The organism is Streptomyces sp. NPDC053427, from assembly GCF_044544985.1.
Lineage (GTDB): Bacteria > Actinomycetota > Actinomycetes > Streptomycetales > Streptomycetaceae > Streptomyces.
In genome coordinates this window covers 267,605-280,022 of record NZ_JBITYA010000001.1, presented here as the reverse complement: position 1 = coordinate 280,022, position 12,418 = coordinate 267,605, and the positions used below count along the sequence as shown (strand labels likewise).

General features: G+C 69.9%; 11 protein-coding genes. 6 read left to right on the top strand and 5 right to left on the bottom strand.

Translation table 11 applies throughout. The features are described from left to right. Window positions 1–13 precede the first annotated feature (13 nt). From ACIGWZ_RS01095 to ACIGWZ_RS01075, 5 genes are all read right to left on the bottom strand, one after another. Window positions 14–1,078 (bottom strand): FecCD family ABC transporter permease, encoded by a 1,065-nt coding sequence (locus tag ACIGWZ_RS01095; RefSeq protein ID WP_400059482.1) that lies wholly within the window; start codon window positions 1,076–1,078, stop codon window positions 14–16. Further along, on the bottom strand, window positions 1,075–2,124 hold the full coding sequence (locus ACIGWZ_RS01090; RefSeq protein ID WP_400059480.1) for a FecCD family ABC transporter permease: 1,050 nt from the start codon (window positions 2,122–2,124) through the stop codon (window positions 1,075–1,077). Before ACIGWZ_RS01090 ends, ACIGWZ_RS01095 begins: the two co-directional genes overlap by 4 nt. A gap of 22 nt (window positions 2,125–2,146) precedes the next feature. After that, window positions 2,147–3,184: an iron-siderophore ABC transporter substrate-binding protein gene (locus tag ACIGWZ_RS01085; RefSeq protein WP_400059478.1), complete on the bottom strand. Its 1,038-nt coding sequence runs from the start codon at window positions 3,182–3,184 to the stop codon at window positions 2,147–2,149. 214 nt (window positions 3,185–3,398) lie between these two features. Beyond that, window positions 3,399–3,914, bottom strand: coding sequence for a GNAT family N-acetyltransferase (locus tag ACIGWZ_RS01080; protein ID WP_400059476.1), 516 nt, complete (start codon window positions 3,912–3,914; stop codon window positions 3,399–3,401). 263 nt (window positions 3,915–4,177) lie between these two features. Further along, the gene (locus tag ACIGWZ_RS01075) at window positions 4,178–5,104 is read right to left on the bottom strand and encodes an RNA polymerase sigma-70 factor (RefSeq protein ID WP_400059473.1); all 927 of its coding nucleotides are present in this window, start codon (window positions 5,102–5,104) and stop codon (window positions 4,178–4,180) included. A gap of 197 nt (window positions 5,105–5,301) precedes the next feature. Here ACIGWZ_RS01075 and ACIGWZ_RS01070 point away from each other — a divergent pair, with 197 nt between their 5' ends. The 6 genes from ACIGWZ_RS01070 to kdpC all read left to right on the top strand — a co-directional run bounded on the left by ACIGWZ_RS01070 (window position 5,302) and on the right by kdpC (window position 12,365). Next, window positions 5,302–5,787 carry a carboxymuconolactone decarboxylase family protein gene (locus tag ACIGWZ_RS01070; protein WP_400059471.1) on the top strand — a complete coding sequence of 162 codons (486 nt, stop codon included), beginning with the start codon at window positions 5,302–5,304 and terminating at the stop codon, window positions 5,785–5,787. Window positions 5,788–5,999: 212 nt separating this feature from the next. Continuing rightward, entirely contained in the window at window positions 6,000–7,574 is a 1,575-nt protein-coding gene (locus ACIGWZ_RS01065; RefSeq protein WP_400059469.1) for an alpha/beta hydrolase, read from the top strand. 208 nt (window positions 7,575–7,782) lie between these two features. Further along, complete coding sequence (gene kdpF / locus ACIGWZ_RS01060; protein WP_400059467.1) at window positions 7,783–7,872, top strand: K(+)-transporting ATPase subunit F; 90 nt, start codon at window positions 7,783–7,785, stop codon at window positions 7,870–7,872. A 15-nt stretch (window positions 7,873–7,887) separates the two neighbouring features. Beyond that, window positions 7,888–9,561, top strand: coding sequence for a potassium-transporting ATPase subunit KdpA (gene kdpA / locus ACIGWZ_RS01055; RefSeq protein WP_400059465.1), 1,674 nt, complete (start codon window positions 7,888–7,890; stop codon window positions 9,559–9,561). Next, window positions 9,561–11,705, top strand: coding sequence for a potassium-transporting ATPase subunit KdpB (gene kdpB / locus ACIGWZ_RS01050; protein WP_400059463.1), 2,145 nt, complete (start codon window positions 9,561–9,563; stop codon window positions 11,703–11,705). Before kdpA ends, kdpB begins: the two co-directional genes overlap by 1 nt. A gap of 24 nt (window positions 11,706–11,729) precedes the next feature. Further along, window positions 11,730–12,365, top strand: coding sequence for a potassium-transporting ATPase subunit KdpC (gene kdpC, locus ACIGWZ_RS01045; protein WP_400059461.1), 636 nt, complete (start codon window positions 11,730–11,732; stop codon window positions 12,363–12,365). Window positions 12,366–12,418 lie beyond the last annotated feature (53 nt).

Sequence of the window (12,418 nt, the reverse complement as noted above, 5' to 3'; positions counted from 1 at the left end):
CCCGGGGAGGAGATCAGAGGGCGCCCCGGCGCCACTCGCTCAGGAGCAGATGACCGAGGTAGGCGCCGCCGAGGGCCATCGTCCAGATGCCGACGGGCAGGTCGTCGAAGACCGGGGCGTTCTGGGCCGCCAGGTCCGCGAGGACAAGCACGAGGGCGCCCGTGAGTGCGGAGAGCGTCAGGTGCGGGCCGGTGCCGCGGGTGAGCCGCTTGGCGATCTGTGGTGCGGTCAGGGCGATGAACGAAATGGGGCCGGCGGCCGTGACCGCTCCTGCGGACAGCAGGATCGCCAGCAGGACGGCACCGGTGAAGGCGCGCTGCGGCTGCGCTCCGAGCGCCGCCGCCGTGGTCTCGCCCATCTCGCTGATGCCCAGGGGGCGGGACAGCAGCGCGGCGCACGGCACGCTGAGCAGCAGCACGACGCCGATGGTCGCCGCATCGTCCCAGGACCGCGCGGTCAGGCTGCCATTGAGGTAGGAGCTCAACACGGTCGCCTGGTCGCGCGCGATGGCGTAGACGATGTACTGGATGAAGGCGGTCGCCATCGCGGAGACGCCGATGCCCGCGATGACCAGCCGGCCGGGGTTGCGGAAGCCGCTGCCGGTCGACACGTAGACCAGCGCCATGGCCGCCAGCGCTCCGCCGAGGGCCCCCAGAGCGACCGGCACGCCGGGCAGCTGCAGGGCGACCAGCGCGGCGCCCGCTCCGGCGCCCGGACCCAGGCCGATGACGTCCGGACTGCCCAGCGGATTCCGGGTCACCGCCTGGAAGAGCGCGCCGGAGAGGCCGAAGGCGGCACCGGCCGCCACCGCCACCGTCAGCCGGGGCCCGCGCAGCCGGTCCAGGACGAAGGGCTGCACGCCGGTGCCGTGGCCGGTCAGCGCCGAGGGCAGGTCCGGCAGTGCGATGCCCAGGCGGCCCACGGTGAGGGTGGCGGTGCAGGCCGCGAGGATCGCCACGAACAGCGCTGCGCCGATCCAGAGCATCCGGACCGGGAGGCGCAGGACGACCGCCGGGCCGAGGCTGATGAGGATCTTCCGGCTCCCGGGCCGCCGGATCGCGGCGGAGGAAGGGGTCATGAGGTGGCTCGCATCCTGCGGACGGCGATCAGAAGGGCGGGGGCTCCGACGAAAGCGGTGACGACACCGACCATCAGCTCCTGCGGGCGCACCAGAAGCCTTCCGATGACGTCGGCTGCCAGCAGCAGGGTGGGACCGAGCAGCGCGCTCAGCGCGATCTGCCGCCGCAGATCGGCGCCGAGCAGGGTGCGGGCCAGGTGCGGAACGGCGAGTCCGACGAAGGCGATCGGGCCCGCGGCAGCGGTCGCGGCGGCACTCAGGACGGTGGCCGTCAGCAGCGCGAGGGCCTTCACCCGCTCCGGACGGGCGCCCAGCGCTGTCGCGGAGTCCTCCCCCAGCGCGACCGCGTTCAGGCCGCGGCCCAGGAGCAGGGCGACGGCGAACCCGGCGACGGCCAGCGGCAGTACGGTGCGTACGGCTTCCCAGCCGTGGCCGCCGAGCGCGCCGACCACCCAGTAGCGGTAGCTGTCGAACACCTGCGGACGGCTGAGGGTGACGGCCTGGATGAAGGCACTCAGCACGGCGGTGAGCACCGCGCCGCCCAGCACCAGGCGGACCGGGCTCATTCCGCTGCCGACGGTGCCGATGACGTGGACGAACAGGCCGGCCAGCAGGGCACCCGGGAGCGCCCACAGCAGGGTCTGGGTCTGCCCGGAGACGCCGGCGAAGGCGGTCGCGGCCACCACGCTGGCCGCGGCCCCGGTGTTGACGCCCATGAGGCCGGGTTCGGCGAGCGGGTTGCGGGTCACCGCCTGCATCAGCACGCCCGCCACGGCAAGGCCGAGACCGACCACGATGCCGAGTGCGGTACGCGGGTAGCGGCTCTCGACGACCGTGATCGTATAGGCGTCGCCGTGGCCGCTGACGGCATCCCAGACCTGCGACAGCGGCAAGGTCTTGCTGCCGAACATGATGCTGGCGAAGCAGACGACCACGAGGGCGGCCAGCGCCGCCAGCAGGACGGCCGCGGTGCGCCGGGCGACCGCGTGCCGGCCGAGCCGGTCCGCGGAGTGCCGGGTCTCCTCGGCGACAGGAGGCGAGGTCATGTGTACAGCCCGTCCCGCGAAGCTACTTGCCGGCCTTCTTGACCGCGCTGTCGATCAAGGGGAGGTAGCGCTTGATGCTGTAGGGCACGGTCAGCGGGTTGATCATGGAGGAGGCGGTGACGAAGGAGTTGTCCGAACTGGCCACCACGGCGCCCTTCTTGATGGCGGGCATCGCGGCGTACAGCGACTGCTTCTCCGTCTCGCGCCGGGTCTTGGCGTCGGAGTAGAAGGTGAACAGCAGATCGCTCTTGTTCAGCTTGTCGGCGTTCTCCAGGCCGATCAGCGAGGAGTCGGTGCCCTCGGTCTCCTTGAAGCTCTTGACCACCGGGTCGACCTTCAGGCCCAGGGAGTGGACCATCTCCACGCGCTGCTCGGACGGGCTGAACACTCCGAGGCTGCCGGGACCGGAGGTGTAGATGTAGGAGAACTGGTACTTCTTGTACTCGGGTCGGCTCTTCGCCGCCGTCGCGAGCTGCTTCTTGATCCGCTCGATCAGCTCCCCGCCCTTCTCCGGCTGCCCCAGAGACTTGGCGATGATGTTGATCTGCTGGTCCCAGTCGGTGCTCCATGCCTTGTCCGGATACGCCACCGTCGGAGCGATGTCCTTGAGGATGTCGTACTGCTTGGCCGTGATGCCCGACCAGGGCGCGAGGATGAGGTCGGGGGCGAGTTCGGTGATCGCCTCGATGTCCAGCTGGTCGCCGCCCTTGAACTGCTTGGGCAGCGGGTCACCGGACTTCTTCACAGCGTCCCGGACCCAAGGCAGGTAGCCGGACTTGTCGCTGCCCCAGGTGTACTCCTCCACGCCCACCGGCGTGTGACCCAGCGCGATGGCGGTCTCGGCCGAGCCCTGGCCGAGGGTGACGATCCGCTTGGGCTCGCTGTCGATCTTGGCCGTACCCAGGGCGCTCTTGACGGAGACGGGGAAGGCGCCGTGCGCACCGTGCGAGGCACCGTCGCTCTTCTCACCGCCGCCACAGGCGCTGACCGACAGGAGCAGCGAGGCAACCGCCGAGGCGGCGAAGACCCGGTGCGATATCCGGCGTGCGGCGATGGCCATGCGATGTCCTTTGCTTCAGGGCAGCACGGCGTGAGCCCGAGTGCCGGGTGTCCAACGGGGGTGTCCGGCGCGGGCAATGACCCGCCCTCACCGCTTCTTAGGTTAGCCTAACCTAGACTTTTCTCGATCTTGACTGCGCCTGCCGGGTTCCGGTGGCACGGACGCGGTGCCGCCGTGCGAGGAGCCAGGCCCCTCGCACGGCGGGTGTGGGTTGTCAGATCCCGAACGGTGCCGCGTAGCGCACGGTGCCGCTCGGCAGCGGGTGGGTCTCGTCCAGGGTCATGGCCATCATGGCCTCGTCCGGGACGTCGATGGTCAGGCCGATCCCGTGCGTGGAGGCGCGGGTGAAGCCGAACCGCGGGTAATACGCGGGGTGTCCGAGGACGGCCACGTAGTGCTCGCCCAAGCCCCGGGCGGCCTCGAGAGCCGCGCGAACGGCGGCCGAGCCGGCGCCGGTCTTCTGGTACTCCGGGAGTACGGCGACGGGTGCCAGGCACAGGGCCGGGGTGTCGTCGATGTGGCAGCGGGTCAGCAGTGCGTGGCCGATGAGCTTGCCGTGCTCGTCGGTGCTGACGAGGGACAGGCCGTCGATCCAGGAGACATCGGCGCGCAGCGCGTCGACGAGATCGGCCTCCAGCGGGGTGTCGAAAGCCGCGAGGTTGATGTCACGGATGGCGGGGATGTCGGCGCCGGTCTCGGCGCGCGTGATCCAGTTCTTACGAGTGCGCATGACGGGATGAAGATCCGTTTCATGGTGAGGTTCGTCTGGGATCGCCTCGCGAGCTCACGCTCTCAGCGAGGCAGGACCGACCGGGTCAGACCGTCGCCCGGGACGTGAGGGCGGTCCGGGCGCTGCACAGTGCAGTGGCCTTGAGCGCGGTCATCAACCCCACCTCCCTTTCGTCCTCGATCCGAATCTTCACGAACCCGCGGAAGCTACCACACCGACCGGATCCCTTTCTTCGGATTAACGAGGGCAGTCGACCCGACACCTCAGCGGCTCACCGCCGTCTCCCGGCCGATGCGTGACAGTTTCTCGGGGTTGCGCACGGCGTAGAGCCCGGCGATGAGGCCGTTGTCGAGGTGCACCGCCATGACGGTGTCGACCTGACCGCCCAGCCGGAGAATCAGCGCCGGGTAGCCGTTGACCAGCGCCGGCTGCAGCGCCATCGCGACGTCGATCCGCTTCAGCACCTCAGCCACCTTGTCCGCGCCGACGACGGGCGCCGGCGCGGCCCGCACGACGCCGCCACCGTCGGTCAGCAGGACGACGTCCGGCGCGATCATGTCGAGCAGGCGCTGCAGATCGCCCGTTTCGATCGCCCGTTGGAACGCCGCGAGCGCGCCGCGGGTCTCGGCCGGCGAAACGGCCCCGCGTGACCGGCGCGCCGCCACGTGGGCCCGCGCCCGGTGCGCGATCTGGCGGACCGCGGCCGGGCTCTTGTCGACGGCCCCCGCGATCTCGTCGTACTCCAGATCGAACACCTCGCGCAGCACGAACACCGCCCGTTCGGTCGGCGCGAGAGTCTCCAGTACCAGCAGCATCGCCATCGAGACGCTGTCGGCCAGCTCGACGTCGTCGGCCACGTCGGGCGCGGTCAGCAGCGGCTCGGGCAGCCAGGGGCCGACGTAGGACTCCTTGCGCCGGCGCAGCGTGCGCAGCCGGCTCAGCGCCTGGCGCGTGGCGATCCGGACCAGGTAGGCACGCGGTTCCCGCACCGTGTCGAGGTCGACGTCCGCCCAGCGCAGCCAGGTCTCCTGAAGGACGTCCTCGGCGTCGGCGGCCGAGCCGAGCATCTCGTAGGCGACGGTGAACAGCAGGTTGCGGTGGGCGACGAACGCCTCGGTGGCGGAGTCCGTGCGGCCGTCACGGGTCGGCGACTCGTCCACGTCGCCCGTTCGCTCACTGCGTTCGTTCATCGTCGGCTCCCGCCTGTTCCCTCTCGGCCGTGTCACGCACAGGACGCCGCACCTCACCGTCCTGTGACACCCGGGGTCGGTGGCCTACGTCACATCGCCGGGCTGTCACACGGACCGGGCGGTCGGCATCTCGTGGTCGTCAGGACGCCGCGCGGACGATCCGCCCGGCGCGCAACTCCACCAGTGAGGACGAGGTCATGGAACCCCGTATGCACCTGTTCGACCGCGAGATCGGTGCCAAGATCGGCAAGCGGATGTTTGCGGTCAGCCAGGTGATCCAGGAGTCGCCGCTGCCCAAGGCCACCCAGGAGCTGGTGCAGTTGCGCGCCAGCCAGCTCAACGGCTGCGGTTTCTGCATCGACATCCACACCAAGGATGCCGCGGCGGCCGGCGAAACCGCGGTCCGGCTCAACCTGGTCGCCGCCTGGCGCCACTCCACCGTTTTCACCGAGGCCGAGCAGGCCGCACTGGCCCTCGCCGAGGAGGGCACCCGCTTCACCGACGCCCACCACGGCGTGTCCGACGAGACCTGGGCCCAGGTGCGCAAGCACTACGACGACGACCAGGCCATCGCGCTGGTCTCCCTGATCGCCATGATCAACGCGACCAACCGCCTCGGCGTGATCCTGAACAACCAGGGCGGCTCCTACGAGCCCGGCAACCTCGCCACCCTCGCAGGCTGATCGCCCGGCGCATCGCGGCCCGGCCCGGGACCATCCGATCCGGGGCCGGGGCCGCGCGCGTCCGGTGTGGGCGACAAGGAGGGCGACGAGGACAGCCGTGGTGGTACTGGTGCCACCTCGAAGACGGAAACCAGCATGATCGATCGCGGGTTCCCGGGGCGCGAACATCGCCTCAGACGCTGCGCAGCCGAGCGCGGCCGCCGGGAGGTTCGATGTCCACGTTCAGGAAGCCGCGATGGCCCATGGCCGCCGTATCGGGTGTGGTGGCCACGGCCATCGCGACCATCGTCGCCCCGGCGGCCGCGGTGCAGTCCGCACCGGCCGGCGGTAAGGAGAGCGGCTCTTCGTCCGCGGCCGCGCGCTATGCCGGGCAGCGGCTCGACTGGAAGCCGTGCGACCAGGATCCTTCGCTCGAGTGTGCGGCGATGACCGTGCCCCGCGACTGGCACCACCTGGGGACCGGCGCGGATCTGACCATCGAGGTGTCCCGGCACCGGGCCGCCGACCCGGCACGGCGCCGTGGGGTGCTGATGATGGCCGCCGGCGGGCCGGGCGCCTCGGGGCTCACCCGGCCCGCGGGCTTCGTCAAGGCGTCGCCCGCGGTCGGTGCCGCGTACGACGTGGTCAGCTTCGACCAGCGGGGGGTCGGCAGCAGTTCGCATGCGACGTGCCAGACCGACGCCGAGTTCCGGGACTTCTACGCGGGCGACTTCCGCGACCGTTCGCCCGCGGCGGTCCAAGGCGTGGTGGACCGGTCCCGGCAGTTCGCGAAGGTCTGCCAGGAGCGCAGCGGCGACCTGATCAAGTACCTCAACACCGACCAGGCCGTGCACGACATGGACCTGTTCCGCTCGCTGCTCGGCGTGCAGAAGATCTCGTACTACGGGCCGTCGTACGCCACCTGGCTCGGCGCGTACTACGCGACGGAGTTCCCGCAGCACGTCGAGCGCGCCGTGCTGGACAGCAATCTGCCGTTCGGTGGGACCTGGCAGCAGGCCGAACTCGGGCAACCGAGGAGTTTCCAGCGCCGTTTCGAGCGGGACTTCCTGCCATGGATCGCCAGGTACGACTCGGTCTACCACTACGGGAGCACCGCCGCCGAGGCGAAGGCGACCTGGGAGGCGCGCCGCAAGGCGCTGCACGACCACCCGATCACGAGCGGCTCGCTGACGATCGGGCCCAACCAGCTCGACAACGCCACGCTCCAGGGGATGTACGACGCCGACCGGCAGTGGGGCCAGCTGGCGTCCGTGCTGGCCGCCCTGGAGCACTGGGACACGGCGACGCCGGCCGAGCGCCGGCTCGCCCAGCAGACCTTGGCCAACTATCTCTCTCCCGGCTTCGCCGCCACGTACTTCCCGGTCACCTGCAACGACACCCCGTGGAACCGGGATCTCGGCCACTGGATACGGCAGAGCGCCAAGGACACCCAGAAGTACCCGCTGGTCGGGGCGCGGGAGCTCGCGTACGCCGCGACCTGCGTGTACTGGCCGGAGTCGGACGCGCCGCGGGTGAAGGTCACCGGCAAGGGCCTGCCGCCCACCCTGATGCTCAACTCCGTGCACGACCCGGCCACCTACTACGAGGGCGCGGTGCGGGCACACAAGGCGCTGCGGGGCTCACGCCTGGTCACGGTGACGGGCGGCGGCGACCACGGGCAGTACCGCAACGGCAACGCTTGTGTCGACGGCATCGTCGACGCCTACCTTCTGAACGGGACCGTCCCGGCGCACGAGGTGACGTGCCGCTCCAAGCCGCTGCCCGTACCGGCGCAGCAGAGCCGGTGACCTGAGTCGGAGCCCCGCCCGGCGATCCACCATCACCCCATCGGCCGCACCGCGTCGGGCCGCCTCACCGATCACCTGAGTTACCGTCAGAATCTGTCGGCGCGGCTCTTCCTAGGCGGTCCTCGCACATGTCAGACCTTCTGTACGTCGGCCTCACCCTTGTCGTCTTCGCGCTCATCGGCTGGGTCGCCAAGGGGGTCGGACGGCTGTGAGTGTGGAGAACGTCGTCGGCCTGGTCGTGGCCGTGTGTCTTGTGCTCTATCTGGTCGCCTGTCTGCTCTTCCCCGACAAGTTCTAGCGGGGGTGGATCCGGATGAACGGCACGTCGGCGGGCTGGCTCCAGGTCCTGGTTCTGGTGGTGGCCCTGGCCCTCTCCTTCCGCCCGCTGGGCGACTACCTGGCACATATCCTCACCACCTCGCACCATTGGCGGCCGGAACGCCTCATCTACCGGGCGGGCGGGGTGCACGGCGACGCGGACCAGAAGTGGCCGGTCTACCTCCGTAGCGTGCTGGCCTTCTCCCTGGTCTCGGTACTGTTCCTGTACGCGTTCCTGCGCCTGCAGAATCATCTGCTGCTGTCGCTGGGGATGAAGCCGGTCTCTCCGGACCAGTCGTTCAACACGGCGACTTCCTTCGTCACCAATACGAACTGGCAGTCGTATTCGGGCGAGTCGGCCATGGGTCACCTGGTCCAGATGGCGGGTCTCGCGGTGCAGAATTTCGTCTCCGCCGCGGTGGGAATCGCCGTCGTCGCCGCGCTGATCCGCGGCTTCACCCGGCGGGGGACCGACCAGGTGGGGAACTTCTGGGTGGACCTGACCCGGATCGTGGTGCGCCTGCTGCTGCCGGTCTCCTTCGTGTTCGCGATCGTGCTGGTGGCCGCCGGTACCGTTCAGAACCTCCATGGCATCCAGGACATCACCACGATCGCGGGCGGCCATCAGAGCATCACCGGCGGCCCGGTCGCCTCCCAGGAAGCCATCAAGGAAATCGGTACGAACGGCGGAGGCTTTTACAACGCGAATTCCGCCCACCCCTTCGAGAACCCCAACGCCTTCACCAACCTGATCGAGATCTATCTCCTCCTGGTGATCTCGTTCTCGCTGCCGCGCACCTTCGGGAAAATGGTCGGCGACAACCGTCAGGGCTATGCGGTCGTCGCCGTGATGGCGCTGCTCTGGGCCGCCTCGGTCGCAATCGTGACCGCCAACGAACTGCACAGCGTCAGCAGTACCGCCGGTCACGCGGCCGGCGGAATGATGGAGGGCAAGGAAGCCCGGTTCGGGATCTGGGCGTCGGCGCTTTTCGCGGTCTCCACCACGCTGACGTCCTGCGGCGCGGTCAACTCCTTCCACGACTCGTACACGCCCGGTGGCGGGGGCATGACGATCTTCAACATGATGCTCGGGGAGATCGCGCCCGGCGGTACGGGTTCCGGGCTCTACGGGATGCTGATCCTGGCGATCGTCGCGGTGTTCGTCGCCGGGCTGATGGTCGGCCGTACGCCCGAGTACCTGGGCAAGAAGCTGCGCGGACGGGAGATGAAGTACGCCTCGCTGTACATCCTCACCACGCCCGCGGTCGTGCTGGTCGGCGCGGGACTGGCGATGGCCTTCCCGGGTGAGCGGGCGGCCATGCTCAACCGGGGGCCGCACGGCTTCTCCGAGGTGCTGTACGCCTTCGCCTCCGCGGCGAACAACAACGGCTCGGCGTTCGCCGGGCTGAGTGTGAACACCGTCTGGTACAACACCGCCCTCGGTCTGGCCATGCTCCTCGGCCGCTTTCTGCCGATGGTGTTCGTGCTGGCGCTGGCCGGTTCGCTCGCCGGGCAGCAGCCCGTTCCGGTCACCGCGGGCACCCTGCCCACCCACCGGCCGCAGTTCGTCGGCCTGCTGACCGGTGTGGTCCTCATCGTCGTCGGACTGACGTACTTTCCCGCGCTCGCGCTGGGACCGCTGGCCGAAGGTCTGGAGGGTCTTCGCTGATGTCCGCGACCGGCGTTCCCGCTCCCGCCCCGCCGTCTGCCGGGCCGCAGGCCGACCGCCGGCGGAACCGGGTCTCGGGCGGACTGCTCGACCCGAAGCAGCTGCTGAGGTCGTTCCCCGACGCCCTGCGGAAGCTGGATCCGCGCACCATGTTCCACAACCCTGTCATGTTCGTCGTGGAGGTGGGTGCGGTCCTGACCACGCTGTCGGCGATCAAGACGCCCAGCGTCTTCGCCTGGGTCATCACGGCATGGCTCTGGCTGACGTCGGTCTTCGCCAATCTCGCCGAGGCCGTGGCGGAGGGCCGCGGCAAGGCGCAGGCGGAGACGCTGCGGCGGGCCAGGACCACCACGGTGGCCCGGCGGCTGGACGGGTGGCGGCCGGGCGCGGCCGACACCGTCGCGGAAGAAGTCCCGGGCGCCGAACTCCGGTTGGGCGACCATGTCGTCGTCGAGGCCGGACAGATCATTCCCGGGGACGGCGATGTGGTCGAGGGCATCGCCAGCGTCGACGAATCGGCGATCACGGGTGAGTCGGCGCCGGTGATCCGCGAGTCGGGCGGTGACCGGTCGGCGGTGACGGGCGGGACGAAGGTGCTCTCCGACCGGATCGTCGTAAAGATCACTTCGAGGCCGGGGGAAACCTTCATCGACCGGATGATCGCGCTGGTCGAGGGCGCCGCCCGACAGAAGACGCCGAACGAGATCGCGCTCAACATCCTTCTGGCCTCGCTGACCATCGTCTTCCTGGTCGCAGTGGTGACCCTGCAGCCCTTCGCCCTCTTCGCGGGGGCCGAGCAGACCATCGTCGTCCTGGTCGCGCTCGTCGTGGCGCTGATCCCCACCACCATCGGCGCGCTGCTCTCGGCGATCGGCATCGCGGGCATGGACCGCCTCGTACAGCGCAATGTGCTGGCCATGTCCGGCCGCGCGGTGGAGGCCGCGGGCGACGTCAACACCCTGCTGCTCGACAAGACCGGCACCATCACCCTCGGCAACCGGGAGGCCGCCGCGTTCTTGCCGGCCGAGGGGGTGGGCGTCGAGGAGCTCGCGGACGCCTCCCAGCTGTCGTCGATCGCCGACGAGACGCCCGAGGGCCGCTCGGTCGTCGTCCTCGCCAAGCAGCAGTACGCGCTGCGCGGCCGAAGCGAAGGAGAGCTGGCACATGCGCAGTTCGTCCCCTTCACCGCGCAGAGCCGGATGAGCGGAGTGGACCTGGAGGAGCCCCGGGAACGGCGCTTGCTGCGCAAGGGGGCGGCGACGGCGGTGATGCGCTGGGTACGCGACAGCGGAGGCCACCCCACCGCGGATGTGGGCCACCTCGTCGACGGGATCTCCGCGAGCGGCGGCACCCCGCTGGTCGTCGGCGAGGTGCTGCGGCGCGACGGCGCACCGTCCGAGGCGCGCGTGCTGGGCGTCATCCACCTCAAGGACGTCGTCAAGGCAGGCATGCGCGAACGCTTCGACGAGCTGCGGCGGATGGGCATCAGAACCGTGATGATCACGGGCGACAATCCGCTGACCGCGCGCGCCATCGCTCAGGAAGCGGGCGTGGACGACTTCCTCGCCGAGGCCACCCCCGAGGACAAGATGGCCCTCATCCGGCGCGAGCAGGCCGGCGGCAAGCTGGTGGCGATGACCGGCGACGGTACGAACGACGCTCCGGCGCTGGCCCAGGCGGATGTCGGCGTGGCCATGAACACCGGTACCTCGGCCGCCAAGGAGGCCGGGAACATGGTGGACCTGGACTCCAACCCGACCAAGCTCATCGAGATCGTCGAGATCGGCAAGCAACTCCTCATCACCCGGGGCGCGTTGACGACCTTCTCGATCGCCAACGACGTCGCCAAGTACTTCGCGATCATTCCCGCGATGTTCGCCGGTGTGTATCCGGGCCTGGACCGGCTCAACATCATGCGGCTGCACAGCCCGACCTCCGCGATCTCCTCGGCGATCGTCTTCAATGCGCTGATCATCGTCGCGTTGATCCCGCTCGCGCTGCGCGGCGTGCGCTACCGGCCGTCCTCGGCCGCGAAGCTGCTCAGCCGCAACATCTGGGTGTACGGACTCGGCGGGCTGGCCCTGCCGTTCGTCGGCATCAAGCTGATCGACCTCGTCGTCCAGTTCCTCCCCGGCCTGCGCTGACCGACGAGAGAAGAAGGCGGCCCCATGATGCGCATCCACCACCTCCCTCCCCTGCTCGGGCAGCATCTGGCGGCCCTGCGGATGCTGCTCGTCTTCACCGTGCTCACGGGTCTGGCCTATCCGCTGCTCGTCACCGGCATCGTTCAGGTCGCGTTCCCCCACCAGGCCAACGGCTCCCTGCTGACGACGCACGGCCGGCCGGTCGCCTCCAGCCTGCTCGGCCAGAACTTCGCCCGGCCGAAGAGGAATCCCGGCGACCCGAAGGAGGAACTGCGGCCCGACCCCCGGTGGTTCCAGCCGCGCCCCTCCGCGGGCAGGTACGACCCGTTGGCCTCCGGCGCCTCCAACCTCGGCCCGAACAACCCCGATCTGCTCGCCACAGTCCGTCAACGCCGCGCCGCCGTCGCGGCGTTCGACGGGGTCTCCCCCGCTGCCGTCCCAGTGGACGCGGTGACCGCCAGCGGCTCCGGACTCGACCCGGCGGTCTCCCCTGCGTACGCATACCAGCAGGTCAACCGGGTGGCGAAGGCCCGGCGGCTCCGCCCCGGCCGGGTCGGGCGGCTGGTCGCCGACCATGTCCAGGGCCGCGTCCTGGGGTTTCTGGGTCAGGATCGCGTCAACATCGTCGAGCTCAACCACGATCTGGCCGGGCTGATGTGACCATGGGGCACGGAGCAGACCTATGCCGCTCGGCCACCCGGGGATCCCTCGCA